Origin of the sequence: Microbacterium sp. H1-D42, assembly GCF_022637555.1 — a bacterium.
In the GTDB taxonomy this organism is placed as follows: domain Bacteria; phylum Actinomycetota; class Actinomycetes; order Actinomycetales; family Microbacteriaceae; genus Microbacterium.
The window spans coordinates 2,000,669-2,026,844 of the sequence record NZ_CP093342.1; the positions used below are offsets into that span (position 1 = coordinate 2,000,669).

A 26,176-nucleotide genomic window follows, 5' to 3' on the forward strand; every position below is an offset into this window, starting at 1 on the left:
ATGGCCACGAGCGAACCCGTGCTGCTGCGCACACCGCCCGCCTTCCGTCGCGACGCCATGGTGCAGACCTGGCTGGTCGTGAAGGCTCTTTCCGATGCCGGCGATGCGGTCTGGACGATCGCCGTGGCCTGGACGGCCGTGCAGATCGCCTCCCCCGCCGTGGCGGGGTTGATCGTGGCCGCCGGAACCGTCCCCCGCGCGGTGATCCTGCTGATCGGCGGCGCCATCGCCGATCGGGTGGATGCCAGGCGAATGATGCTGCTGTTCAACAGCATCCGCGTCGTGGTGCTGGTCGTGACGGCGGTGTGGATCCTCACCACAGAGCCCACCGTTGCGGTCCTGCTCATCGCGACGGTCGCGTTCGGCATCTGCGACGCGTTCTACGAGCCGGCTGCCGGAACGATGCCTCGTCAGCTGGTACGGCCGGCCGATCTGCCGTCGTACTCCGCACTCAGCCAGACGCTGAGCCGGCTCGGGACGATGGCGGGCGCCGCGATCGGCGGCTTCCTCGTCGCCTGGGGCGGGATGCCAGGCAGCGCAGCGGCCGATGCGATCACGTTCACCGTCGTCATCGCGTTCATCGCGATCTGGCTGCGCCCGCGCTTCGCACTCCCCCGCAATACGCAGGGAGAGAGCGTGCTGCAGGGAGTGGCATCCGGCTTCCGCCACCTCGGCTCGGATTCGGCCTCGCGCACGCTGGTCATCGCCCTGTCCGGCCTCAACCTTGCAGTCGGTCCGGCCCTGGCGATCGGACTGCCACTGCAGGCCACCGCTCACGGCTGGGGCGCCGGCGCGGTCGGCATCTTCGAGGCTCTGGTCGGCGGCGGGGCCATGCTCGGCGCGCTTGCCGTGATCCGGTGGCGCCCGCGCCACGAGGCGATGGGTGCGTTCTGGGCCCTGGTGGTGCAGGGTGTCGGAATCGTCCTGGTCGGCATCGGGTCACCGATCATCGTCGGCATCGGCTGTGTGCTGATCGGGCTGACCGCCGGCTTCGCCTCGGTGCTGCTGGGCGCGACGTTCGCCGCCACCATCGCTCCCGACTATCTGGGTCGGATGTCATCGCTCACGCGACTCGGCGACGACGTGCTCATGCCACTCGCCATGGCGCTGTTCGGACTGCTGGCCACAGTGCTGCCGACGTGGCTCCCATTCACGCTCTACGGTGGCGCGCTGGTGCTGCTGATGTCGTTCCCGCTGCGCAACCCCCGCCTGCGGGCGATCACGCTGAGGGTGTCGTCGCCTGCGGAGTGACCTCGGCCGCGCCACGGCCGATCGCCACGTCACCGCGACGGTGCAGCGAGTACTCGCTCAGGCTCGTCTCGATCGCCTTCGTGTACGGCAGGAAGATCAGGGCGATCGCACCGATGACGGCGAAGATGATCGGGACGCCCGCGGTTGCCATCCGGATGCCGAACTGGGCGGTCTCGGATTGCAGGTCGGCGTTCTGGTCGTAGCCGTAGGCCGAGATCACCCACATGAAGATCGCGGTCTGCGTGCCGATCAGCGGTGCCGACAGCAGGGTGCGCAGCGCGATGAACGAGCCCGTCTTACGCACGCCGGTGGCGCGCTCATTGTCGTCGATCAGCGCCCCGTCCAGGGCGATGCCCGCGGTGCTCATGGTGAACCGACCAGCCATGAGCACGACGTAGCACAGCAGCACCTGCCACCACGCCGTCACCCAGAACAGGGCGGCAAGGCCCACCACATAGGGCACCAGTCCGATGAAGATGCTGGTGCGGCTGCCGAACCGCTTGATCATGCGTGCGAACAGCGGCAGGGCGAGCAGCACGACCCCCATCGAGCCGGTGTCGGCGATCGTCGCCTCGGTGCCGGTGCTGCGCACGACATGGTCCATGAAATACAGGAAGGCGGTGAAGTACATGCCCATCGGCGCCATCGCCGTGGCCGTGAATGCGGACCAGGCCCAGAACGCCCGCATCCGGAAGATCGTCTTCGCATCGGCCTTCAGCTGCGCCCATGTGACCGCTTCCTCGCCGGCGTCGCCCTGCTCGTACAGTTCACGCCGATCCTTCAGAGCGATCAGCGGGATCAGATAGAGCACGCCGTTCAGCAGCACGACCCCCATCAGCAGCACCGCGATCGTGGTCCGCTCAGTGATGGCATCCCCCACCAGCAGCTGGGTCGCGACGATCGTCGCGAACGCCGAGGCGATGTTGCCGATCCAGGTCTTGCCGACCTCGACGTCGATGCGGTCCTCGCGCGTTGGCGCCGCCAGGAAGATGCAGCTGGTCGCAGAGATGACGTAGAACGTCGCCGCGACGTCGAAGAGGAACAGTTCGAACAGGAACACCCCGAGGATGACCGCTTCCGGCCAGGAGGGATCAGTCCATGCCATCGCCACCAGACCGAGCAGCATGAACGGCACGGTGATCCGCATGACGCGCAGGAACTTGCCCTTCTTCGGCTTGTAGCGCATCTTGTCGAGGATCACGCCGAAGATGGGGTCGTTGATGATGTTCCACAGGTTGAAGGCGAGATACACCCAGCCGACGTACTTCGGGTCGAGCCCGATCACGTCGGTGTAGAACTTCACGTACACGTTGTGGATGACGACGGTCGACACCCAGCTCGCGGGCAGCGGCGTCGCCAGCAGTGCCTTCTGCTTGAACGTGAGCGCCATGGCTCACTTCACCGTCAGTTCGAAGTCACCTTCTGCTGCCGGCACGCTCACCCACGACCCGGTTCGCGTCGCTTCAGTCGCCGCACCGTTGCGGAGGGCGGTGACCTGACCGCTGGGCGCGAAGAACACCGACGGCTCCGCTGTTGCAGCTCCCCGCCACCGCGCGTGCAGCGTGTCCGCCGTGGCGCGCCATTGCACGCCGTCGCCGGCGAAGGCGATCGGCCGGGGTCGGGTCAGGCTCGCTGCCGCCTCAGAGCCCGCGAATCCCTCTTGCCAGCACCAATAGGTCCATGACCAGCCCCGTTCGTCGAACAGATCCTGCAGGAAAGTGGCGTGACCGGTGACGCCGGGACCCAGATCGAGCGCACCCCACTCACCAACGATCACCGGCATGCCGAGACGATCGGCGGTCTCGGCATGACGGGCGAAGATGGTTCCGGCCCTGGTGTTGCTCGACAGAGCGATCGCCGGGGTGTCGACTGTGAGGTCGTATCCGTGCGGTGAGTAGACCTCGTTCGCGTCGCCGAGCGCGGGCTGCCCCGAGGGGATGCCCATGTTGGCGAAGTATGAGTGCTCGCGCAGGATGAGACTGATCGGGTCGACGGAGCGGATGCTGTCGCGCACGCGCACCATGAGCGGCGCGACGGCTTCGTTCTCGAAAGCCGCGACGAGCGGCTGCACGGCGTCGCCGACCGCACGGTACACCTCCGGATCGTCGAGTCGTCCCAGCTGCGCGAACTTCGCCTCGTTGTCGGCGAAGTCGGCGAACACCTGCTCCGGGTCCTGTCCGGTGACGGTCGCGAACGCGCCGATCAGCGCGGCGAAGGTCTCTGGTGCCTGGCTGCCCGGCGTGGGCTCGTTCAGCAGGTCGTAGCCAACGACAGCAGGGTGATCGTGCAGGCGGGTGGCGACGTGCGCCCACATCGCGGCGAATCGATCCTGCAGGCCGATGCCACCCGGACCCCCTGCGTTCGACCAGAACCGATCGAGCGCCTCGTGCACCGCGGGGCTGGCCAGGTACGCGTCGCTCCACAGCTCGGTGGCGGAGAACTCCTGATCGGTGAGTGTCGCCCAGGTCGGAGCGCCGTCGCTGAAGGCCTGCGAGTAAAGATCCTGGTGGGAGTCGAGCACCGCCAGCATCCCGGCCCCGTGAATGAGGTCGAGCTGGCTGCGCACCCAGTCCAGGTAATCGTCGTCATAGCGGCCCGGCTCGGGCTCGACCGCGGCCCAGATCACACCGAGGCGGATCAGAGTGAATCCCCTGGCGGCGAGATCGGCGATGTCATCCGGGGTCCACTCGCCGCGGAACCCTCGGTCGCTGAAACTGCCAGCGGGCCGCTGGTTGCCCTTGGCCACCAGGTTGATCCCGTGCAGCACACGGTGCCGCCCGCTCGCGTCCCGCAGCTTATGTCCGTCTGATCGCAACTTCATCGTCGCCTCCGTCATTGGTTGCTAAGAACATACACGGAACTGGGTCGATCGTCCCAGTCCCGACGGATGGGCGGACGCGAAAGCGAGGCGCGCCCCAGAAGTCGCACAGCAACAGGCGCAGACGACGAAAGCCCTCCGAGTGATCGGAGGGCTTTCGCTTGTTGTTGTGACCCCAGCGGGATTCGAACCCGCGTTACCGCCGTGAGAGGGCGGCGTACTAGGCCGCTATACGATGGGGCCGTCCGGCCTTTCAGGCCGTCCTTGCAACCGTTCAAGTATGCCATGGCATTTCCGACGATTCCAAATCGGGGTGCAGCCTGCGGGCACCACGGGCGTGTCGCGGCAGGGGGCTTGCTCTGTGCGACTCCCCGGAGTTGACTGCGGGAATGCGCATCACCAAACACGAGCATGCCGCGCTGCGCCTCGAACACGCGGGCCAGACGCTGCTCATCGATCCCGGGACGTTCACCCCTCCCCTGGACGGACTGTCCGATGTGGTGGGGGTCGTCATCACCCACGAACACCCCGACCATTGGACAGCCGCACATCTGGAGCAGATCCGGCTGGCGGCTCCAGGTGTGCCGATCCTGAGCACGGCCGTCGTCGCCGCGGCAGCGGAGCATGAGGTAACCATCGTCGCCCCAGGAGAGACCCACAGCGCCGGCGCGTTCACCCTGCGGTTCTTCGGGGGCGAGCACGCCGTCATCCACTCGTCACTGCCGCAGGTGCGCAACGTCGGCGTGCTCGTGAACGAGGAGTTGTACTATCCCGGTGATTCGTACGCGGTTCCCGAGGACGTCGCCGCGCCGACCCTGGCTGCACCTCTCGGAGCGCCGTGGCTGAAGATCGGCGAGGCGATGGACTTCGTGCTCGCGATCGCGCCGCGCCGCTGTTTCGGCACGCACGACATGACGCTCTCGCCGATCGGCCGCAACATGCACCGCCAGCGCCTGCAGTGGGCGACGGAGCAGAACGGTGGAGAGTTCTTCGAGCTCGATCCGGGAATGTCGTTCGAGGTCTGACGGCGCCGCCTACTGGGCTGCACGCACGCGCAGTTCGCGAGCGAGCTCGTCGCGCTGCTCGATCACCAGGCGGCGCAGCGCCCCGGGTGCATCGACATTCTGCTCGAGCCAGGCGTCCACGGCATCGGTCGTCTCGCTCTCAGGGAACAGCCCCAGAACGAGCCGCCGCGCGAGTTCGATGCTGCGGTCGGCCCACGCGCCGCGCAGACGCGCGAAGTACTCGTCATCGAAGCCCGCGATGAGGTCACGGCGCCCGCCGGCCCTGAATCCGCCGATCGTCGCCGACAGGTGGTCGTTGCTCAGCGTCAGGTCGTTCCACGCCGACTCCCACGCGGCTGCGCGGATCGCCACATCGGGGCGGGATGCCAGTGTTCGGATCTCGGCCGTGCGTCCGGCCGCCGTGTCGTCGGCGCTGCGCTCTGCCGTGATGTCACCGGCATCTGCGTGCCCCGTCGTGGCCAGAGCGGTCAGCAGCAGCCACCGCAGGTCGGCATCCATCGGCAGTCCCTGCGGCGCATCGCCGTCGAGGATCGCCCGCACCTGCACCGCGCGCGAGTCGTCGTACGCCGAGGCGCCTGCGAATGCGCGCGCCCACGAGAGCTGGGCGTCTCCCCCGGCATCCGCGGCCTGCATCGCCGACCAGGTCGCATCCACCCACGCCCGGCGCTCGTCGCTGCGCGAGGCATCCGCCGCATAGTTCTCGATGGCGAACTCGGCATTCATCAGCACGGCCCCGAGCAGTCCCACATTCGACTCCCCCGGCGCATGGCGGCGCACGATCTCGAGGTAGCGCTCGACGGCGAGTTCGCCGTCGCGGGTGGCGTTCCACAGCGATGACCAGACCAGTCCGCGCACGAGGTCGTCGGAGAGCGTTGACAGCGACTCCGTGACGGAGGCGAGTGAGTGCTCATCGAGGCGGATCTTCGCGTAGGTGAGGTCATCGTCGTTGAGCAGCGTCAGATCAGCATCCGGAATCTGCACCTCGGTGCGCTCCTGATCGATGCGCACATCGATTCGCTCGCGCAGCACGAGGGCGCCGTCAGTGAGGTCGTACAGGCCCACGCGCAGACGATGTGGGCGCGGCGCGACAGCGCCGCTGTCCTGCACCAGAACGCGTCCTCCGTCAGCATCCGACTCCAGCCACAGCGTCGAGACGCCGCTGGTCTCGAGCCATGCGCGCGACCAGGCGCGCAGGTCTTCTCCTGAGACGGCCTCGAGCTCATCGAGCAGATCGTCGAGCGTGGTGTTGCCGAAGGCGTGTGCGGCGAAGTAGCGGCGGGCACCCTCGAAGAACGCCTCCTCTCCGACGAACGCGACCAGCTGCTTGAGTACGGATGCGCCCTTGGCATAGGTGATGCCGTCGAAGTTCAGCTTGGCCGCCTCGAGATCGGGGATGTCGGCGACGATCGGGTGCGTGGTCGGCAGCTGATCCTGGCGATATGCCCACGACTTGCGGCTGTTCGCGAATCGGGCCCAGGCATCGGTGAAGCGAGTAGCCGCGACGGAGACGTGCGTGCCCATGTAGTCGGCGAACGACTCCTTGAGCCAGAGGTCATCCCACCAGCGCATCGTGACGAGATCGCCGAACCACATGTGCGCCATCTCGTGCAGGATGGTATTCGCCCGGCCGCCGCGCTGCGCATCGGTGGCGGCACCGCGACTGATGTAGGCCTCGGTGAACGTGACCAGGCCAGGGTTCTCCATCGCGCCGAGGTTGTACTCGGGCACGAAGATCTGGTCGTACTTGCCCCAGGGGTAGGGGTAGGCGAACGCATCGGTGAAGAAATCGAGCCCCTGGCGGGTGATCTCGATGATCTCGTCGCCCTCGAGGTACTCGGCGAGCGACGCACGGCACAGCACCCCGAGGGCGATGTGCTGGTCGTCGCGCGACCACTCGCCGTCGAGTCGGGCGTACGGCCCTGCGGCGACAGAGGTGATGTAGCTCGAGATCGGCAGGGTCGGTGCGAACTCCACGCACTGCACGCCGATGCCCTCGGTGATCTTCGCCGGCGACTGATTCGACAGCACGTGCCATCCGGCAGGCGCAGACACTTCGAAAGTGAACGCGGCCTTCATATCTGGCTGCTCGAAGCACGCCATCACGCGGCGCGAGTCGGCCGGTTCGTACTGCGTGTACAAGTAGGTCTCGCCGTCGACCGGATCCTCGAAGCGGTGCATGCCCTCACCGGAGCGGCTGTAGGCGGCGACGGCCTCGATGCGCACGGTGTTCTCGCTCGCCAAGCCGTCGAGCCGGATGCGGGCGCCGTCGTAGCGCACCTCGCGGTCCTCATCGTTGACGATGACCTTCGCCACCGACTCGCCGATGAAGTCGAGCCACGTCTCGGCGACTTTCGCGTCGAACGTCAGTGTCGTGGTGCTCGGGAATCCCGTGCGCGCGTGCTCGGGGGCGCCGGTGAGGTCGAGCTCGACGCGCACATCCCGCAGCGTGATGGATGCGGCGCGCTGGGCGGTCTCTTCCCTGGTGAGGTTCGCGGAGACGTTCGGGGAGTTCATCCCCCCATCGTGTCACGACAGCCCCGCTCACGCTTTGCGTCTCGTGGCGCGCGTTCCGCCGATCGCCGCAGATGTGTCAGCGGGTCGCGTGGGCCGCGACCGCATCGACCTTCGACAGCGCCTGCTCAAGATCGGCGAGCAGGTCCTCGACGTTCTCGAGACCGATCGACAGCCGCACGATGTCGGCTCCAGGGCGCGCGTCGGGCGCGACAGGGCGGTGGGTCAAGGCAGCCGGATGCTGCAGCAGCGAGTCCACCCCGCCAAGCGACACGGCGTGCGTGAACAGGCGCACCGAGCCGGTGAGCGCCTCCGCCGCGGCGTATCCGCCGGCAAGACGGATGGCGATCATTGCGCCACCGCCGCGCATCTGTCGGCCGACGAGGCCGCGGGTGTCATCCAGTTCGGGGTAGCGCACCTCGAGCACGGCGGAGTTGTCCTGCAGCTTCGCCGCCACGATGCGGGCCGAAGCCTGCTGCGCCTGCACCCGAATCGGAAGAGTCGCCAGCCCCCGGTGCAGCAGATACGCACCGAGCGGGTGCAGCAGCGAGCCCGTGATGGCCCGCACGCGGCGCAGCGCCTCTGCGGTCTGCTCGGAGCAGGCGATGACACCCGCGATCACGTCGCCGTGCCCGCCGATGTACTTGGTCGCACTGTGCAGCGACATCGCGGCTCCCAGATCGAGCGGGTTCTGCAGCAGCGGCGTGGCGAAGGTGTTGTCGACCATCACCGGCACGCCGCCGGCCTGCGCGACGACAGCGGCGATGTCGACGAGATCGAGAGTGGGGTTGGCCGGCGTCTCGAGGATGACCAGGCCAGTATCGGGTCGGATGCTGGCTGCCACCTCGTCCTCATGACAGAAGGTGACTTCGGCGCCGAGCAGACCGGAATCGAGCAGATGATCGGTGCCGCCGTAGAGCGGGCGGACGGCCACGATATGCCGCTTGCCGGCGCCGGTGGTGTGCGAGAGGATCGCCGCGGTGGTGGCGGCCATACCAGAGGCGAAGGCGACAGAAGCCTCAGCGTGCTCGAGTTCGGCGAGGGCTTCTTCGAAGCGGGCGACAGTGGGGTTCCACAGTCGCGCATAGACGTTGCCGCCGTCGGGCAGGGGGTGTCCGCCGTTCGCCATCGACTCGTACGAGTCACCGCCGTGCAGGATGTCTGGCAGCGGATTGGTGGATGACAGATCGATCGGAGCCGCGTGCACGCCCAGCGCGGCGAAGTCGGAGCGGCCGGCGTGGACGGCGACGGTATCGGGATGCAGCGGCTTGTCGGACATGCGCTCATCCTGCTCCAGTCCACAGCTCAGTGCCAGCGAGATCGTCGCGCATGCGGTTCTCGTCGGTCTATGTTGTTCAGTGAACAACGAACGGCGGATATCGGAGCGAAAATTGGTCGCAGCACAGCACAGCGCAAGCGGCGTGGATGCCCTGGATCTGCGCATCCTCGGTGCCGTGATCGAGCACCAGGACGCCTCGGTGAAAGAGATCGCCGCTGGTCTCGGCATCCCGGCATCCACCTGCGCATTCCGACTGCGCACACTGCGCGGTCGTGGCATCCTCTCCGCACCGCGTGTGCATGTCGACCCGACGGCCGTCGGGTCCCCCGTACAGGCGATGATCCGCGTGCGGCTCGGCAACCACAACAAGGTGGGAGTCGATGCACTGTTCGACGCGCTGACGGAGACGACCGGCGTGCTGCAGGTCTTCCACATCGCCGGCGCAGATGACTTCCTGGTGCACGTGGCCGTGTCGGATGCCGCAGCGCTGCGCGACATCGTGCTGGAGAAGATCACCGTGCACGAGATCGTGCGCGCCACCGAGACGCAGCTCGTCTTCGAGCTGCGCGAGGGCGCCGGAGTCGTGCCGAGGCCAGGAATGTGATCGGATGCCGTTCACATGATCGAATGCTGACATGACGCAAGGAGAGAGCATGCGACCGTATCTTGACAAGGCTGCCCCGGAGATCTGGAAGGCGGCATCCGCCTATTCGGCAGTGGTCGGTCAGGAGGCCGACCGTCTGGGCCTGACGCTGCAGGAAGCGGAGCTGATCAAGGTGCGGGCCTCTCAGCTGAACGCCTGCGCGTTCTGCCTTGATCTGCACTCGCGCGAGGCGCGAGAGGCCGGCGTCACTCAGCAGAAACTCGACCTCCTGCCGGCCTGGCGGGAATCGACGCTTTACACCGAGCGCGAACGTGCCGTGATCGCCGTCGCCGAGGCCTCGACGCGCCTGCCGCTCAGCGAGGAGCACAAGGCCGATCTCTCTGGAGCACGCAGCGTGCTGGGCGACGACACGTTCGTGGCCGCGGAGTGGGTGGCCCTGACGATCAACATGTTCAACCGCGTCTCGATCCTCAGCGAGCACCCGGTGCGACCGCGGGATTCGGAGGGCAAACCTCTCACCCGTTGAGGGTGACATTCCGGTATGCCGGTAGACACGTTCTCTGAGCTGAACGTAGGCTGACCGCGACATTTGCGTCTCAGGGGGCCCAGACCATGCAGCGTCGCAGCAAACTGCTTGCCGGCATCACATCGATCCTGCTCGTGTTCGCGTCGATCTTCGTCGGGGCGGTTCCCGCCTCTGCCGCCGACACGGCCGCCTACGGGATCAGCAAGAGCGTGGTGGAGTCCGGACCGTTCGGCCCCGGCGACACGATCACGTACCAGATCACCGTCAACTGCTCTTCCACAAACCAGGGCGGCTGCGACGACACAGTGTTGAGCGACGCGCTCCCTGAGCCGCTGATGCTCAACCCGAGCATCACACCTGCGGTGACCGTGCAGTTGAACGCCGCCGCGGGACAGCCGGTCGGAGAGTATGACCTCGCCATCGACACCGACGAGAACAGCTTCACCGTCAAGCCCGCTGCTGATCTGAGCGCTTCCCCGGCGACGTGGCCTGGTGGCAACAGCATGACGATCACTGTCAACGCCATGGTCAAGCCCACCGCCGACGGCACCTGGGATGGGCAGAGCGTCAGGAACACCGCGAACGTCGATGGCGCCAACGCCCCGCCCGCGAGCGCTCCCGCCGATGTCACCCTGGCCATTGAGACGACCCTGCTCCCGTCCATCGAGAAGACCGTCAGCCCCTCCGGCACGCTGCCGGCCGTGCCGGCTCAGCCCATCGACTGGACAGTCACACCTGGCAACAACTCGAACCAGAACGTCGACACGATCGTGGTGCAGGATCCGATCAACCCGCCCGGCGACTTCGACGGCTATCTCGACATCACGGGCTACGACGTGACCGAACCGCCAGGCACCACCGCGACCACTACCGAGTACTGGGTGAATGGCGGATGGACGGAGACCGCCCCCACTCCGATCTCCGACGCCGGTGGCATCCGCATCACGTTCACCGGGGACTTCGCGCCGGAGGCGACCGGCGAGGTCGTGGTCCACACCGTCACCAACGAGACGGTCACTGACATTCCCGACGGTGAGCACGTGACCGTCACCAACGACGCGTCCAGCACTGTGTCGAAGAACGGCACGACCAGCGATCCCGTCACCGACGACGCGAGCATCATCCTCGCGCAGCGCAAGCCCGACGTCACGATCGAGAAGTCCTTCGCAGACAACACGCTGGTCAGTGGCCAGAGCACGACGGCCAACATCAAGGCCACTGTCGGCGAACAGAACGTGCAGACCCTCACCATCACCGAGCCGTCTGCAGGCAGCGCCACCTTCACCGAGCAGGGCCTCAGCTTCGACGGATTCGGCGACGGGATCGAATGGCCGGTCGCAGCGACCGCAGCCGAGATCACGTACAACTACTCGGACTGCGACTCGACGACCGAGTCGACGACGACGAAGAACACCCTGCCGGCTCCCCAGAACGGCTGCACAGTCGAGTCGTTCACCGTGGTGTACTCAGCAGAGGGCGACGACATCGTCTCGGGCGCCTACGCGACGCTCCCCCTCGACGTCACCGCGCTGCCCACCGAGGACGCTGTCGCGAGCACCAACGTCGTCGACACCGAGGTCGAGAACACCCGCGGCCAGACCGGTGAGGACGACGCGTCGGCCCCATTCACGATCGCTCCGCTCACGCTCGACACTTCAGTGACGAAGGCGATCACCCCTGACACCGTCTGGGGTGTTCCCGGCACCGATGCCGACATGACTCTGACCGGCAACGTCACGCCCGAATCGACGGCGGGCTCTGAGAAGCTCGTCATCTCGGATCCTGCGTTCCCCGCGCTCGACACCCCCTTCTGGAACAACTTCACTGCCACCGAGATCGACAACACCGACATTCCGGAGTGCACCACGCTGACCGTGCGCTACTGGCCGAAGTCGACGAACGGCGACTGGACCGACTTCCCGGACGCCACGGAGATCCCAGGCCCGCAGGCCCTCTGGTCCTACCAGATCCCGGCCGAACTGCAGGACGATATCGGCGGGATCCAGTTCGAGTACCTGCCGATGGATTCTGCGAACTGCCCCGACCTGCTTGCCCCCGGCTTCACCGTGGTCACGCACGTCGGCATCGAGGTGACCCAGCCGCAGGAGCAGCAGGCCACCTTCACCAACACAGCGCAGTCCCTCGTCGACAATCCGGATGCCGGCGGCGAGAAGACCGACACCGCGGCCGACGACATCACAGTCCTTCCCATCGACGGCGATGGTCCCGGCGCGGACTTCCTTGAGAAGGAGTGGACGCCGGACGATGACGTGCCTGCACTCTCCGCCGGAGTGCGCACCGCGCGTCTGTGGTGGTCGACCGACGGTCTGAACATCACCGAGATGACGCTGACCGATATCTCGGAGACCGAGGATCCGACCGCCACCGTCGACTCGGTGTACGACGCCTTCGACCTGGTTCGCATCGACCCCATCACACCTCAGACCGATCCATTGATCGTGAACGACGAGATCACCGAGGTGTCGCTGTATCTCGCCGACGAAGGCTGGACGAACATCACCGACCAGGCTTGTGCTGACGGCTGCGACGGAGCATTCGGCGGCTACACCCTGACCGACGAACAGAGCGCGGATGCCCTCGCTGTGCGCGTCGTGCTCACCGAGAAGGTCGAAGGCGCAGGCGTCGGGTCCTCGTACGAGCGTCGCCCGTTCGACCTCGACTTCCGCGTGCGTGACACGCTTCGCGGCGATCCCGACCAGTGGGTGCTCGGCGACCTGCACAGCTACACCTACAACACCGATCAGACCGGCCTGGTCGACAACACCGCCAGCGCGCATGGCGTCAACGAGTCCACCGGAGTCGACGACGTCGACGTCGCGAACGACACGATCCTGATCGTCGACCAGCCCATCAACGCCGATCTGAAGAAGGAGTTCGACCAGGATCAACTCGGTCTGCCGGATCCAGGTGGCGATGTGGCTCCCTCTGACTACCCGCTGATCAGCGCGACCATCACGGCGACCAACGGGTCAGCGGCTCGGGTGTCGGGCATGGTGATCGACGAGCCGACCGCAGGTGAAGCGCTGGAAGACACGGTCTTCGACACGTTGAATCTGTACGACATCGACGCCATCGTGCGGCCCGCCGGGATCAGTGAGGCTGAGACCACTGTCACCCTCACCCGTGGCGCGGCAACCCAGGACTACACCTACGCCGAGGCGCTCGCGCTGGGACCCGATGATCTGAGTGACGTCACAGCAGTGTCCGTCGCCTTCCGCTCCGCCGACGGCGCGGCAGCCATCCCGTCGACCGCGCAGGGAAAGGTGACCTTCACCTGGCAGCTGCGCGACGCACTGCGCTCCGCACCAGGAACGGCAGTCACGGTCACTCCGGACGGCGACACTCTGATCAACAACACGCACACGCAGCTCGAAAGCCCCGTTCTCGACGACTGCACCGACAACCGATGCGGCACAGGAGCGGCCGATGCCAGCGATGAGTTCATCGTTGTGGATGCGAGCTACTCGATCACGACGACCAAGGTGATCGACCCCGAGTCCATCTACGAGGATGAGTCGAAGGCGTACACGACCACGCTCGGCGGCCGCCCGAACGGCACCGCCCGCACCACCCTGTTCACCCTCACTGACAAGACCCCGACGTTCTGGAACACGATGGACTTCACTGGTGCGCAGATCGTGGTGCCGGCGCCAGTGAACCAGGTCGCGATGGACGTGCTCGTCGGCACTGTGTTCACCTCGGTCGGCGGCGCCCTCGTCGAGACGTGCAACGGCCTGCCGATCACCGACTCGTCGGCCTGCTGGCAGCTGGGCGACTGGGTCGACGCGACTCCCGGCGACACGGAGGTCTTCGATCTGCCGTCTGCCGTCACTGACCCCGACACCGTCGTGGGCGTGCGTTTCCGCGCGCAGCAGGTCGATGACGCCGACGTGGTGCAGCAGTGGGAGCGCCCCTACAACCCCCAGCTGAACTTCGAGCTGTCCACCGATCGCAGAGAGTACCTCCGCAGCGACCCGGCCGTCCTCGTATCGACCACACGCCCCGATCTGCAGCCGAATCCCGACGAGTCCGACCTCGGCGTGATCAGCGACGACGTGCAGTCGTACAGCGAAGCGCAGTTCGGCAGCCAGACCTTCACCGAGACCGGCCACGAGGCAGCATCCACGAAAGTGCTGCACCGCCCCAACGCTGTGAAGATCACCAAGACGCGAGGTGCATCGGCGCTAGTAAGCCCCAGTGGGACGATCCCGTACGTCATCACGGTGACGAACACCGGGCAGTGGGACATGACCGGCTTCCACCTTGTGGACCAGGTGGAGACCGATGCCAACGGCTCACTGCTCGTCGAGCCCGATCCCACGGCATACACGTTCACGCTGACCGGCAGTGGAGCGCCGACGGGCGATCCAGGCTTCACAGCATCGCTCGACGAGACCACGGGCGAGCTCAGCATCGATGGGCCCGCTGACTTCGTCTTCGAGGCCGGCTGGACGCTCACGGTGAACGCGCCGCTGAAGTTCCGCGACGACGTCACTCCTGACACCGTCGTGAACAACGAGGTGACCGTGACGTCGGACCGCCTGTTCGAGACGTGCGAGGGCACCACGGTCGTCGACGGCAAAGACCTCACTGCGAAGCCCGTCGAGAACGGAGTCGCCGACTGCTCAGCGGACACCGAGGTCGCACCGCTCGCCTCCGCCACGATCGCTGCGAAGAAGTACGTCAAGGGCGTGGATGCCGGTGACCCGGCCATCCCTGGCGACGACGATCTCGGAGTGCTGAATGTCACCGGCGATGCCGCGGCATGCGACGCCAGCCAACCGGGTGTCACCGACGACGGCTACTACTCGTACCCATGTGCCCCGATCACGCGGCCGGGCGGCACCGAGCAGTGGCGTCTGGATTTCACGAACACCGGCAACACCAGCGCCCGTGTCGTCGCATCTCTCGACACGCTCCCGACGGTCGGTGACCAGGGCGTGATCGTGCCGGGTGATCGCGGGTCTGAGTTCCCCGTGACACTGACCAGCACTCTGACCGCGAACTTCGACAGCCTGATCGACAGTGCGCACGCGACTCACAAGATTCTTCTCTCCCCTCAGCAGCTCAGTCAGGCCTGCAACACCAACGCCATCAAGGTCTACACCGAAGGGACCGCCGAAGATCCGAGCTGTGACTTCGACTGGCACGAGGCCACCGACGCAACGCCGCCGGCCACCCTGCAGGGTGCTCGCAGCGTCCTGCTGGTGCTCGTATACAGCAATGACGACGATCTGTCGCCCGCCCCCGGCCTGCGCCCCGGCGAGACGCTGCGGCTGACCTTCGACACGCAGACGCCGTACCAGCTTCCTGCCGCGTCCGCGGTTGAGGACGGGCTGCCGGTCGCCTGGAACTCGTTTGCGACGGCTTCGCGTTCGAATGCGACAGTCACCCAGCAGGAGCGCCCGTCGCTTGTGGTCGAGCCGCAGAAGGTCGGCGTGGCCACGTCGACCGGTCAGCTGCTGCTGCAGAAGTCGGTGGACGCGCCCGATTTCTCGGTCGGCATCGATCTGCCGACCGAGTATCCGATGCTGGTGAGCTGCACCTCGGGTGGCGAGGAGGTGACGCTGCTGCACGCCGATGGGTCGGATGCCAGTCGCCCGTCGGTCGACGCCGACGGCACCGTGCTGGTCTACGACAGCACGACAGGGCCCGTGAACCTGCCGCTGTTCGCGACGTGCACGGTCGTCGAGGATCCAGTGATCCCCGGCGTGACTGTGACGGTCGATCCGCAGGACGGCGTCACAGCCGAGCGCGACATCGCACAGGATGACGCGGTCTGGGATCCGTACACTGGTGACGTCGAGGCAGCATCGTTCGAGATCACGAACACGTACGCAGCCGGCGGATTCACCGTCGAGAAGTCCGTGGACGATGGCGGGGCTGAGAACCAGGACGGCACAGCCATCGCCTACGACCGCACGTACAGCTTCGAAGCCAGCTGCACGTATCTCGACCAGGAGGCGATTCCGGCAGGCGACCTCGAATTCACCCTCGAGGACGGCGAGAGCAAGACGTTCTCCAACATCCCGGCCGGCGCGGACTGCACCGTGACCGAGACCGACGCCGGTGGCGCTGCGAATACGACAGTCGTCATCACTGAGAACGGCACTGCCGGCGATCCTGAGGCCGGATCGGAGGCATCGTTCACGATCCTCCCCTACGCTTCGGGATCCACCATCGCGCTGACCACGGTCGGCTATGAGAACGTCTACACGGTCGGCGCTGTCGAGGTCACGAAGGTGATCGCCGGGTCCGGCGGAGGCGCCTGGGGCGGCAGCACCTTCACGGTCGGGATGACATGCACGCTGGACGGCGCGACGCCGAACCCGGTGTTCGAGGGATCCACGACGCTGAGTCGTGATGATCCGACCTGGACGGTCTCGAACCTGCCGACCGGCGCGACGTGCGTCGTCACCGAGACCGAGAGCGGCGGTGCCAACGACTCCAGCGGCAGCGTCACGGTGACCGTCGGCGATGACGTCACCGCTCCTGTCGAGGCGAACATCACCAACACGTTCACCGTCGGCTCCCTGCAGGTGCAGAAGGCTCTCGACGGCGCCCCCGCGAACGCCCTCGATCCGGCAACGACGTTCGAGTACGAAGTGAGCCTCGTCTGCACCCGCCAGGTGAACGGCGAGGCCGTCGATGTCGCAGTCCCCGGCGGCGCGACTCGCACGATCATCGGCGCCGGCACTGCCCTCTACGAAGGGCTGCCCACCGGAGCTTCCTGCACTGTCAGCGAGACCGACGACGGGCACGCCACTGGCCACACGATCAGCCCTGACCAGCCGGTGACGATCGGTGAGGGCGCTTCACCGGTCGTCGTGACGGTCACGAACGAGTTCGCGAACGGTGCGATCTCGGTCGAGAAGACAGTGGATGCCCCGGATGGCTTCCCCGTGCCGGCCGAGTTCACAGCCACCGTGTCGTGCACCTGGCAGGGCGCCGCAGTGCCGCTTGTCGACGACGGTGCCGTCACGATCGTTCCTGGTGAGGCACCTGTCGTGATCGACGATGTGCCGGTGGGCTCAGTGTGCGCCGTGGCTGAGGACGACGCCGGTCAGACCGGTACGACGATCACGCCGTCGGAGATCACAGTCACGGAGACCGACCAGACCTTCGCCTTCGAGATCGAGAACACCTACGAGTGGGCCTCGCTCGAGGTGGGCAAGGTGCTGCAGTCGACCAGCCCGTACGTGCCGACGCAGTTCGAGTTCTCGGTCGTCTGCACCTATCAGGGTGAGACGGTCGTCGACGAGACGTTCACGCTTGACAGCGGCGAGACCGAGACGATCACGGGGATCCCGGCGCGTTCGGAGTGCACCGTGACCGAGACAGACGATCGCGGAGCGGATGGCACGCTTACCGAGGCGGATGTGCCAGGAGCCGACGGAGAGAACGCACCGCAGATCGATCAGGAGACCCGCACCGTCGTGATCCCCGAGATGCAGCCGGACAGCACGGCCGTCATCAACACGGTCACCTACACGAACCTGTTCGACTCGACGGCGATGGTGCTCGTGAAGGAGTTCGAGGGGGCCGGTGCAGACCAGTACGGCCTTGACCAGACCTTCACTTTCACCGTCACCTGCACCTATGCAGATGAGGTGGTGCTCGATGCGCAGGTCGAGCTGAATGCCCAGAACGGCTGGTCCTCAGCGGTTCAGGACGTCGTAAAGGGCTCCGCGTGCACGGTTGTCGAGGACGACCTGAACGGCGCTGACGCCGTGGTGATCGAGCCGAATGACGGTGAGGACACCTCGGTCGGCGTAGGCATCGTTCCGGAGGAGGGCGGTCTCGTGACGGTCACGGCGACGAACTGGTACCTCACGGGCTCGCTCGAGGTCACCAAGACCTTCGCCGGTGACGGCGCCGAGAAGTTCGGCACGTCGGCCTATGAGCTCAGCCTGGTCTGCCTGCGCGACGGCGAAGCCGTCGACATCCCGGACGGACGCATCCGCATGGTGAGTGCGGACTCGCCCACCGCCTTCTGGGAGAACCTGCCCACCGGCGCGAACTGCCGCCTCACCGAGGTGGATGCCGGCGGAGCCAACTCGACGGAGATCCTCGACGCCGATGGCGATGTCGTCGCCGGAGACGGTGAGAGCTACACGTTCACCGTCGAGACGGATCCGACGATCCTGAGTGTCGACGACCAGCCGCAGCCCGGGTTGGAAGTGCGCAACACCTTCAACCTCGCCCAGGTGTCTGTGACGAAGGCGGTCGAGTCCGAGGCAGTGGATGCTGACGGCGAGCCAGTCCTGTACGGACCGTTCGACGTGACGCTGGCCTGCATCTGGGACGAGCAGCAGGTCACTGCCCTCGAGCCGATGACGCAGTCGATCGCCGACGGCGAGACGGTCACGTGGACCGAACTGCCGGAAGGCGCCGACTGCAGGGTCACCGAGACCGATGCGGCCGGCGCCGAGAGCACCACGATGGTCGTCACAGAAGCGGGCGCCTCAGGCGATCCGCAGGCGGCGACCACGACTGCACTCGCACCGCTGCCGAACACGGACGCAGAGAACCAGAGCTCTGTGGCCATCACGAACACGTTCGGTGTGGCAGCCCTGAGCATCTCGAAGATCGTGGACGGATCGGCGGCGTCGACCGTGACCCGCACGTTCCCCGTCGACGTGATGTGTGTGCTGATCGACCCGTCGCATCCCGAGCCCGGACTCGTCGTGCACGACGCGACCTATCGGATCGGTGGCCCGGATCGGCTGACCGCCGACATCGAGAACCTGCCGGCCGGCAGCGAGTGCACCGTCACCGAGACGGATGCCGGTGATGCCGACCGCACCACGATGACGGTCGACGGCGAGGAGCAGAACGGCACCACCGGGTCGGTCACGCTGGCATCCGGCCACGTGTCGATCTCGTTCACGAACACGTTCATCGCGCCGCTGCCGGCGACAGGTGCCGAGTTCCGCAACATCGCGATCGCGACGACGCTCGGAATCGGACTGCTGGTGATCGGACTGATACTGATCGCGTCGAAGCGCCGCCGTCGACTGAGCTGACACCCGGTACGACGAGAACGGCCCCGCGGATCAACGTCCGCGGGGCCGTTCTCATCGACTTGACGCGTTCGCCTGAGCGCCGAGCTACTCGCGCGGTCGCAGCCGAACCGTCGGCAGCGGCGGGGCGGGCAGCGGCGGACGCTGGCCCGGTGCGAACGGTCCGAACAGCTCGGGCTTGCCGACATCATGCGGATCGGCCGCTTCGAACCCCAGTTCCGCCTGGTAGCGGCGTCGGAACTCGACGATCTCGTCGTGGCTGCGCCCGACGAAGTTCCACCACATCACGATCTGCTCATTCAGTGGCACCCCGCCCAGCAGGATCGCCCTGGCACCGGCGGCGCCGGCGGTGATATGCAGTGTGTCGGCACCGGCCGGCACGTAGCCGAGTTCACGATGGGCGACGCGTGCGCGATTGACGATGAGATCGCCGCGCTCGGCGAGCACCGCGAACTCGAAGTCGTGCCGCACGGTGAAGGAGGTCTCCGCCCCCGGCTCGAGGATTAGCTCGGCGCCGAGCAGATCAGGTGTGCGGGTGACGACAGGCGACGCCGAGCCCGCCAGCTCTCCGATGAACACGCGCACGATGACACCTGGCAGGTGCACGGGCTCGGGCGCATAGTGCTCGAAGTGGTGCTCACTGAAGCGTGTCGATTCCGGCAGGGCGTACCAGAGCTGCACCCCGTGCAGCACGGTGGTCTCAGGCGAGCTGATCTCCTGGTGCGTGATGCCCTGGCCGGCGATCATGAGGTTCAGCTCGCCTGGCAGCACTGGTGCGGCGACGCCGCTGGAGTCGAGATGGTCGATCCTGCCGGTGAACAGCCAGGAGACGGTCGCCAGCCCCGTGTGCGGATGCCTCGGCACCTCCATCCCGCCGGTGCGCGCCACGTCGTCGGGGCCGTAGTGGTCGAGGAAGCACCAGGCACCCACGAGCGAACGCCGCTTCTGCGGCAGGGTGCGGTACACGGTCATCGCCCGCGGTCCTCCGAGCGGCACCTCGCGCGGTGCGAGCACCTCGACGTCGGTGCACATCTCCCCCGGGCCCAGGACCGTGAGCTGTGGGTTCTTCTCGGGGTTCGTCACGGGGGCCTCCTCGCTCGGCGCTGCTCTCGTCAGCGTACCTCGGTCATCGCCCGCGGCAGCGGGCAGGCGCGCTCCCGACGGATGCGCATCACCAGCGCGATTCCCAGCAGCAGGATCGACCCGCCGGCGAGGTAGGGCTGCAGGGGCTCGAAGAACTGCAGGGCGCCTGCGTACCCGAGCGCCAGCAGCACGAGTTTGTTGCACACCGGGCATCCGACGGCGAAGAACGTCGCGAACGCGCCTGCCATGCCCAGCGCACCCGCCTTCGTCGTCGCGGTGTCCTTGCGGGCGACGTACGTCGCCGCGACAAGCCCGGACAGGGTTCCGGTGATGATCAGCACCGGCCACGCCCAGGGAGTCGGCGGCATCTCGCGCCAGAACCACGGGTTCGGGATGAGGTCCGTCGGGACCGCGACTGCGAGCACCGTGACCAGCGTCGTGGCTGAAGCGATCAGCCAGCGCCGTGCCGGCCAGGTTCGCAGCTCGGCGAGCACTGTGCGCGCGATGCCCTGCTCGGAAGCCTCGCCGTCGGTCACTTCTCGACCTCCGTCGGGAGTTCGCTCGAGCGGCTCCGCAGCAGCAGCACCGCACTGATCCCAGTAAGCACGACGAGCGCGCCGACCGCGAACCACCAGTCCGGGATCGTGGCTGCCACCGCCGATACCGACGACTCCAGCGCGAACTGCGTGTCGATGCCCACCATCCCGCCCAGATTCGCCGTGCCGTCGGTCACCAGCAGCAGCACGCCGAGCGCAATGGACAGCGCGCCGGTGATGATCATGGTCCAGGAGTTCTGCCAGCGGCCAATCCGCAGCACACGGGGGCGCATCCAGGCCATCGTCTTCGCACCGAACCGGCGCCACAGCAGTGCCAGGATCAGCAGCGGCAGCGCCATCCCGAGTGCGTACACCGCCAGCAGAATCGCGCCGTACAGCGGTGAACCGCCCAGCGAGGCCACCATCAGCACCGAGCCGAGGATCGGTCCGGTGCACACGCCGGCGACCGCATACACGGCCCCGAGCAGGAAGACCGAGACCACCGAGGTGCTGTCCTTGTCAGCACGCTGCACGCGCGCGATGCCCGGAATCGGCACACCGAGCAGTTGGATGAGTCCAACCACGATGATGAGCACCGCGACGGTGGTGATGAGGACGCCGCGGTTCTCGCCCAGCAGAGACCCGAACACCCCAGAGAAGACTCCGAGCGGGATCAGTGTGACCAGCAGGCCTAGCAGGAAGATCCCGGTGCGCGAGAGCAGTTTCGCCGGCGTCGTGAACGCGTAGGCGAAGAAGGCCGGCAGCAGCATGATCGAGCAGGGGCTCAGCAGCGAGAGGATGCCGCCGAGAAATGCCCCGATGTAGCCGATGTCCATGCCGCGCTACCCCGCGACGCGCGCCAGCTCGGCGTCGATCACCTGACGGAACGAATCGATGGGCTGGGCGCCCATGACAGGTGTCTGACCGATCAGGAACGTGGGCGTGCTCTGCACGCCGAGGGACTGCGCCTCCTGCGCGTCGACGGCGACCGCCTGCTGCAGGGTGGGGTCATCAAGGGCGGCCGCGAACGCCGCTTGGTCAGGTACCCCAATCTCGACTGCGAAAGCCAGCAGCTGCTCACGGGGCAGGTCCTTGCGGCCGTCGCCTTGGAAGGCGTACACGGCGTGCTGGTACTCCCAGAACAGGCCCTGCTGTCCGGCGGCGCGCGCGGCGACGGCGGCATTCATCGAGTCCTCACCGAAGATCGGGATGTCGCGCCACTCGACGCGCAACTGTCCCGCATCGACGTACTCGCTCACGATCTGCGGCAGAGTCTCCATCGCGAACACGCCGCAGTAAGGGCAGCGATAGTCGGCGTATTCGATGAGCACCACAGGGGCATCCACGTCACCGATCGCGGCGATGTCACCGTCGACGCGACGGGAGAGATCGGGCAGCTGCGGCGCCTCGGACTCCTCTGCGGTGGGCGTCTGCTCCCCGGCGGCCGGCGGAGCGGCACTCGGCTCGCCCTGCCCTGGCCGCGTCAGCGAAGCGATCAGAACGACGGCGATCAGGGCGGCGCCTGCGAGGGCGATGATCAGAATCCGGCGGCGGTTCCGCGGCGCGCGGGTGGTGGTCACGACAGCATCCTCCAGGGTCCCATCAACCCTATCCGCGCCTTGCTATGCGTTGCCTCACCGGGCCGGCAGGCAGGGGTGTAACGACAGTCACTCCCAGGATCGCGCCGCCCGCTCTAGCGTGGTGGACATGACCGACCACCTGACCTTGAACAACGGCGTCGAGATGCCCGCCATCGGCTTCGGCGTCTTCCAGACGCCACCTGCCGAGACGGCCGACCCAGTGGCATCCGCCCTCGATGTCGGATACCGACTGATCGACACCGCCGCTGCCTATGCGAACGAACGAGGCGTCGGAGACGCCGTGCGCGCGTCCGGCCTCGCACGCGCTGAGGTCTTCCTCGAATCGAAGGTGTGGATCTCGGACTACGGCTACGACCAGACCCTGCACGCGTTCGAGAAGAGCGCTCGCAAGCTGCAGACCGACGTGATCGACCTGTTCATCCTGCATCAGGCGCTGCCCGGCGACTTCGAGCGGACCATCGCCGCGTACAGGGCCCTCGAGACCCTGCTGGCTGACGGCAGGGTGCGCGCGATCGGGGTGAGCAACTTCATGGTCGAGCACCTCAGGGCGCTGCTCGAGAGCACCGACGTCGTGCCTGCCGTGAATCAGATCGAAGTGCACCCGTACTTCCAGCAGCGCGACGTGCAGGCATTCGGCGCCGAGCACGGCATCCTGACTCAGGCGTGGTCGCCGATCGGCGGCATCACGGCGTATCGCGGCGGGACCAAGAGCACGTTCGACGATCCGACGCTCGTCGAGATCGCCGCGAATCACGGCAAGAGCGCTGCTCAGGTGATGCTGCGGTGGCACATCCAGCAGGGTGTGCAGGCGATCCCGAAGTCCGTGAACCCGTCGCGCATCGCCGAGAACTTCGATGTGTTCGACTTCGCGCTCAGCGCTGACGAGACCGCCCGCATCGATGCCCTCGACACCGGTGTGCGTGGTGGGCCGGAGCCCGAGATGATCACCCTCGAGACATTCGGCCGCGACATCCCGGAGTCGTAATAGCGTGTCGGGCATGGACCATCGCAGCGAAGTGCGCGAGTTCCTCTCGACGCGCCGAGCACGGCTGACGCCGGACGTGGCCGGCATCATCGGAGGGGGCCGCCGACGTGTGCCTGGTCTGCGTCGTGAAGAGGTCGCCATGCTCGCCGGCGTGAGCGTGGATTACTACGCCCGGATGGAACGCGGCGACCTGTCCGGAGTCTCACGAGAGGTGCTCGACGCGCTCGCCCGCGCGCTGCATCTGGATGAGGCCGAAGTCGCCCACCTGCGGGATCTTGCAGGCGCTGCGACGCCCGCCCGCCCCGGCCGCGGGCCGACGCGCACCGGCACGCCAGCGGTACGGCCAGGGCTGCAGCGATTGCTCGACGCGATCAGCGCTCCGGCGTACATCGCCAACACGCGCAAGGACTTCCTCGCGGTCAACGCGATCGGGCGTGCCTTGTTCTCGCCGATCATCGATGACCCCGCCAACGGGTGCAACAATGCTCGGTTCACCTTCTTCAACCCCGCCGCCCGGATCTTCTATCCGGACTGGGAGACCGGCGCGAACAGCATCGTCGCCTCGCTGCGGGTCGAAGCGGGTCGTGCCCCGCACGACAAGGCGCTCACGGATCTGATCGGCGAACTCGTGACGCGCAGCGATGTGTTCCGCACGCGGTGGGCGGCCCACGACGTGCGCTTCCATCGCACAGGAAGCAAGCGCATCCGGCATCCCGAGGTCGGAGACTTCATCTTCGACTACGAGGCGCTCGAGCTCCCCGCGGATCCGGGCCTGCTCATGTACACGATGGTCCCCGCCGTCGACGCGCCGACAGAGGAGCGACTGCGGCTTCTGGGCAGCCTCGCCGCCTCCAGGCCGCTGCCGCGGGCATCGACGATCTGAACCGCAGCATGGCGTCGCCGGGCGAAGGCGCGATTCATGCGAGTCTGGATGCATGGATCTGCCGGTGTCGCGTGAACTGGTCATTCCGGCCACAGAGCTGGAGTGGCGTTTCTCGCGCTCCCCAGGCCCTGGCGGGCAGCATGTGAACACCTCGGACAGCCGCGCGGAACTGTCGTGGGATGTCGCGTCCTCGCGGGTCCTGACCGACGAACAGCGCGAGCAGCTGCTCGCACGGCTGAGTGGACGTCTTGTCGCAGGCGTCGTCACCGTCGCAGCGTCCGAGCAGCGCTCCCAGCTGCGCAACCGCGAGACCGCGTTGCAGAAGCTCGCCGTCATCATCACCGCCGCGCTGGCACCTGACGGCCCGAAACGGCGCCCGACCAAGCCCACCAGAGGGTCTGCCCGCCGCCATGCGGCGGCGAAGACACGGCGGTCCGAGACGAAGAGCCTCCGCAAGAGGCCGCATAGCGAGTGACGCCCCGCGGCGGCCCGGGGTGAAGATCCGGGTACAAGAAAACCCCCGGAGAACCGAGGGTTTCAGACTTGCTGGGGTACCTGGACTCGAACCAAGAATGGCGGTACCAGAAACCGCTGTGTTGCCAATTACACCATACCCCAAGGGCAAAACCGGAGTCTTGCACCGAGGTAAAAGCTTACCGGAGCGCGCGGTAGATGGCGAATCGAGATGGGCACCCCGGGCGTGGCGCGAGCGTCATCGTCGCTGGAACCTCACAGCTCGCCCATCCGCGCCGGTCGCGCCCAGTGCCGGAAGACCGTCGACCGGGTGATGCGGGCGAGATCCGCCAGCAGCGCGCCGACCTTGGTGCCGATGCACAGGCTGAGGAACATCATCGGCGCCGATGCCAGTGCCTGTGCATCGAAACTCGCCAGCGCGACGAGGCCGACGGTACCTGGCACGAGCAGCAGGAACGCGGGCTGGAAAGACACCGTCGCCGGGATCGACAGTGTCACGCGCTCCAGCACGCGCGCGGCGACGAACAGCACCGCGGCGGCGATCCCGATCGCCACCACGCTGCCCACCTGCGGACTGAACAGGGCGAGCACCGCGTACGTGCCAGTCATCACGACGATGCACACGACGGTCAGGCGGAACCCCGACCCGAATGCCAGACCGATGCCGACGGCGAGCACGATGACGGCGACCCACGACATCCACAGCGGCGGCAGCGCCGCCCAGCCGCCGCCGTCACCAGTCAACTGCAGGGCTTCGCCGACGAGAGCGGCGGATGCTGAATCGATGCGCATTCCGGTCAGCGCGGCGCCCGAATACACGCCGGCCGCCATGAACGCGAGCATGATCAGGCCGTACATCAGCCGTGACGCGCCAGTGACGATGTCCGTGGAGGTCAGCTCGAGCAGCGCGTTCGTGATCAGCGCGCCCGGCACCAGGATCGCGATCGGCGCACACACAGCGAACAGCGGCACGGGGCCGAGATCAAGCGCGTTCGCGACGACGCCGACGAGGATCGTCGAGACGAACGCCGACACGAACGGGGCGACGGCCGCCGCTGCGCGCACGCGCATCATCACCATCGTCAGGCCGCCGACGACCAGCCCGACCAGCAGCGCCAGCACCACCGCCCACCAGGGGCAGCGGAACAGCACGGCCAGCGACAGCGAGAGCAGACCGCAGCCGATCACGTTCTGCATGCCGGGCATCCGACGCGGTGTGGCGCGGATCGCCTTCATGCGCTTGGGCGCGTCCGCCAACGCGACCGCACCCGACTCGAGATCGCGCACGAGCCTGCTCGCGCGCGCCGATTGACGGAAGGTCAGGGCCTCGCCCTTGCCGATCACGGTCGTGGTGGCCGCCGCGGCGCCTGGGCGGCTCACCATCACCATCTCTGGCAGGATCGCGAACTCGACAGATGTCCCTGGCGCTGCCATCCGGCTGACCTGCTCGAGGGTGCCGCGCACGTCGGTCACCGACGTGCCGCACTCCAGCAGCAGTACGCCGAGGTCACCGAGGATGACATCGGTCTCGGCTGTGGGAATCACGGCATCCGCCG

Annotated in this window: 17 protein-coding genes and 2 tRNA genes; 8 read left to right on the forward strand and 11 right to left on the reverse strand. The window is 67.0% G+C overall.

Annotation, left to right across the window (positions count from 1 at the left end; all coding sequences use genetic code 11):
* Positions 1-1,251 carry an MFS transporter gene (locus MNR00_RS09585; protein ID WP_241925707.1) on the forward strand — a complete coding sequence of 417 codons (1,251 nt, stop codon included), beginning with the start codon at positions 1-3 and terminating at the stop codon, positions 1,249-1,251.
* Here the strand turns inward: MNR00_RS09585 and MNR00_RS09590 are convergent.
* The 3 genes from MNR00_RS09590 to MNR00_RS09600 form a co-directional block, all read right to left on the reverse strand.
* Complete coding sequence (locus MNR00_RS09590) at positions 1,220-2,641, reverse strand: MFS transporter (RefSeq protein WP_241925708.1); 1,422 nt, start codon at positions 2,639-2,641, stop codon at positions 1,220-1,222. The two genes, MNR00_RS09585 and MNR00_RS09590, sit on opposite strands and share 32 nt — an antisense overlap.
* 3 nt (positions 2,642-2,644) lie before the next feature.
* Positions 2,645-4,072: a cellulase family glycosylhydrolase gene (locus MNR00_RS09595; protein WP_241925709.1), complete on the reverse strand. Its 1,428-nt coding sequence runs from the start codon at positions 4,070-4,072 to the stop codon at positions 2,645-2,647.
* 167 nt (positions 4,073-4,239) lie between these two features.
* Positions 4,240-4,312: transfer RNA gene (locus tag MNR00_RS09600), tRNA-Glu, on the reverse strand.
* Positions 4,313-4,458: 146 nt separating this feature from the next.
* Here MNR00_RS09600 and MNR00_RS09605 point away from each other — a divergent pair.
* Positions 4,459-5,094, forward strand: a complete 636-nt coding sequence (locus tag MNR00_RS09605; protein ID WP_241925710.1) for an MBL fold metallo-hydrolase — start codon at positions 4,459-4,461, stop codon at positions 5,092-5,094.
* 9 nt (positions 5,095-5,103) lie between these two features.
* Here the strand turns inward: MNR00_RS09605 and pepN are convergent, their stop codons facing one another.
* A complete protein-coding gene (pepN, locus tag MNR00_RS09610) occupies positions 5,104-7,608 on the reverse strand; it encodes an aminopeptidase N (protein WP_241925711.1) in 2,505 nt (834 codons plus the stop codon).
* 76 nt (positions 7,609-7,684) lie between these two features.
* On the reverse strand, positions 7,685-8,884 hold the full coding sequence (locus MNR00_RS09615) for a PLP-dependent aspartate aminotransferase family protein (RefSeq protein WP_241925712.1): 1,200 nt from the start codon (positions 8,882-8,884) through the stop codon (positions 7,685-7,687).
* A gap of 112 nt (positions 8,885-8,996) precedes the next feature.
* Between MNR00_RS09615 and MNR00_RS09620 the strand changes: the two genes are divergently transcribed.
* The 3 genes from MNR00_RS09620 to MNR00_RS09630 all read left to right on the forward strand — a co-directional run bounded on the left by MNR00_RS09620 (position 8,997) and on the right by MNR00_RS09630 (position 19,061).
* Positions 8,997-9,488, forward strand: a complete 492-nt coding sequence (locus MNR00_RS09620) for an Lrp/AsnC family transcriptional regulator (RefSeq protein ID WP_241925713.1) — start codon at positions 8,997-8,999, stop codon at positions 9,486-9,488.
* A gap of 49 nt (positions 9,489-9,537) precedes the next feature.
* Entirely contained in the window at positions 9,538-10,014 is a 477-nt protein-coding gene (locus MNR00_RS09625; RefSeq protein ID WP_241925714.1) for a carboxymuconolactone decarboxylase family protein, read from the forward strand.
* Between the two features lie 86 nt (positions 10,015-10,100).
* Complete coding sequence (locus MNR00_RS09630; RefSeq protein ID WP_241925715.1) at positions 10,101-19,061, forward strand: DUF5979 domain-containing protein; 8,961 nt, start codon at positions 10,101-10,103, stop codon at positions 19,059-19,061.
* An 84-nt stretch (positions 19,062-19,145) separates the two neighbouring features.
* On the opposite strand, the gene MNR00_RS09635 is transcribed toward MNR00_RS09630, so the two are convergent.
* The 4 genes from MNR00_RS09635 to MNR00_RS09650 are packed head-to-tail and all read right to left on the reverse strand — an operon-like array spanning position 19,146 to position 22,257.
* Positions 19,146-20,141, reverse strand: a complete 996-nt coding sequence (locus MNR00_RS09635; protein ID WP_347271907.1) for a pirin family protein — start codon at positions 20,139-20,141, stop codon at positions 19,146-19,148.
* Positions 20,142-20,170: 29 nt separating this feature from the next.
* Positions 20,171-20,677 (reverse strand): hypothetical protein, encoded by a 507-nt coding sequence (locus MNR00_RS09640; RefSeq protein WP_241925716.1) that lies wholly within the window; start codon positions 20,675-20,677, stop codon positions 20,171-20,173.
* The gene (locus MNR00_RS09645; protein ID WP_241925717.1) at positions 20,674-21,513 is read right to left on the reverse strand and encodes a cytochrome c biogenesis CcdA family protein; all 840 of its coding nucleotides are present in this window, start codon (positions 21,511-21,513) and stop codon (positions 20,674-20,676) included. The genes MNR00_RS09640 and MNR00_RS09645 overlap by 4 nt, the downstream gene beginning before the upstream one ends.
* A gap of 6 nt (positions 21,514-21,519) precedes the next feature.
* Entirely contained in the window at positions 21,520-22,257 is a 738-nt protein-coding gene (locus tag MNR00_RS09650; protein ID WP_241925718.1) for a thioredoxin domain-containing protein, read from the reverse strand.
* 127 nt (positions 22,258-22,384) lie between these two features.
* On the opposite strand from MNR00_RS09650, the gene MNR00_RS09655 reads away from it, so the two are divergent.
* Genes MNR00_RS09655 through arfB form a run of 3 tightly spaced genes read left to right on the forward strand, consistent with a single transcriptional unit; the run spans position 22,385 to position 24,621 of the window.
* A complete protein-coding gene (locus tag MNR00_RS09655; RefSeq protein ID WP_241925719.1) occupies positions 22,385-23,263 on the forward strand; it encodes an aldo/keto reductase in 879 nt (292 codons plus the stop codon).
* Between the two features lie 13 nt (positions 23,264-23,276).
* Positions 23,277-24,146 (forward strand): helix-turn-helix transcriptional regulator, encoded by an 870-nt coding sequence (locus tag MNR00_RS09660; RefSeq protein WP_241925720.1) that lies wholly within the window; start codon positions 23,277-23,279, stop codon positions 24,144-24,146.
* A 52-nt stretch (positions 24,147-24,198) separates the two neighbouring features.
* Positions 24,199-24,621: an alternative ribosome rescue aminoacyl-tRNA hydrolase ArfB gene (gene arfB / locus MNR00_RS09665; protein ID WP_241925721.1), complete on the forward strand. Its 423-nt coding sequence runs from the start codon at positions 24,199-24,201 to the stop codon at positions 24,619-24,621.
* Between the two features lie 71 nt (positions 24,622-24,692).
* On the opposite strand, the gene MNR00_RS09670 is transcribed toward arfB, so the two are convergent.
* Together MNR00_RS09670 and MNR00_RS09675 are read right to left on the reverse strand one after the other, a co-directional pair.
* A tRNA-Gln gene (locus tag MNR00_RS09670) sits at positions 24,693-24,764 on the reverse strand.
* A 111-nt stretch (positions 24,765-24,875) separates the two neighbouring features.
* Entirely contained in the window at positions 24,876-26,165 is a 1,290-nt protein-coding gene (locus MNR00_RS09675) for a threonine/serine exporter family protein (protein WP_241925722.1), read from the reverse strand.
* Positions 26,166-26,176 lie beyond the last annotated feature (11 nt).

Coding starts and splice junctions, on each gene's coding strand:
- MNR00_RS09585 (WP_241925707.1), top strand. CDS start 1: ATGGCCACGAGCGAACCCGTGCTGCTGCGCACACCGCCCGCCTTCCGT.
- arfB (WP_241925721.1), top strand. CDS start 24,199: ATGGATCTGCCGGTGTCGCGTGAACTGGTCATTCCGGCCACAGAGCTG.
- MNR00_RS09615 (WP_241925712.1), bottom strand. CDS start 8,884: ATGTCCGACAAGCCGCTGCATCCCGATACCGTCGCCGTCCACGCCGGC.
- MNR00_RS09605 (WP_241925710.1), top strand. CDS start 4,459: ATGCGCATCACCAAACACGAGCATGCCGCGCTGCGCCTCGAACACGCG.
- MNR00_RS09630 (WP_241925715.1), top strand. CDS start 10,101: ATGCAGCGTCGCAGCAAACTGCTTGCCGGCATCACATCGATCCTGCTC.
- pepN (WP_241925711.1), bottom strand. CDS start 7,608: ATGAACTCCCCGAACGTCTCCGCGAACCTCACCAGGGAAGAGACCGCC.
- MNR00_RS09645 (WP_241925717.1), bottom strand. CDS start 21,513: ATGGACATCGGCTACATCGGGGCATTTCTCGGCGGCATCCTCTCGCTG.
- MNR00_RS09660 (WP_241925720.1), top strand. CDS start 23,277: ATGGACCATCGCAGCGAAGTGCGCGAGTTCCTCTCGACGCGCCGAGCA.
- MNR00_RS09655 (WP_241925719.1), top strand. CDS start 22,385: ATGACCGACCACCTGACCTTGAACAACGGCGTCGAGATGCCCGCCATC.
- MNR00_RS09595 (WP_241925709.1), bottom strand. CDS start 4,072: ATGAAGTTGCGATCAGACGGACATAAGCTGCGGGACGCGAGCGGGCGG.
- MNR00_RS09625 (WP_241925714.1), top strand. CDS start 9,538: ATGCGACCGTATCTTGACAAGGCTGCCCCGGAGATCTGGAAGGCGGCA.
- MNR00_RS09590 (WP_241925708.1), bottom strand. CDS start 2,641: ATGGCGCTCACGTTCAAGCAGAAGGCACTGCTGGCGACGCCGCTGCCC.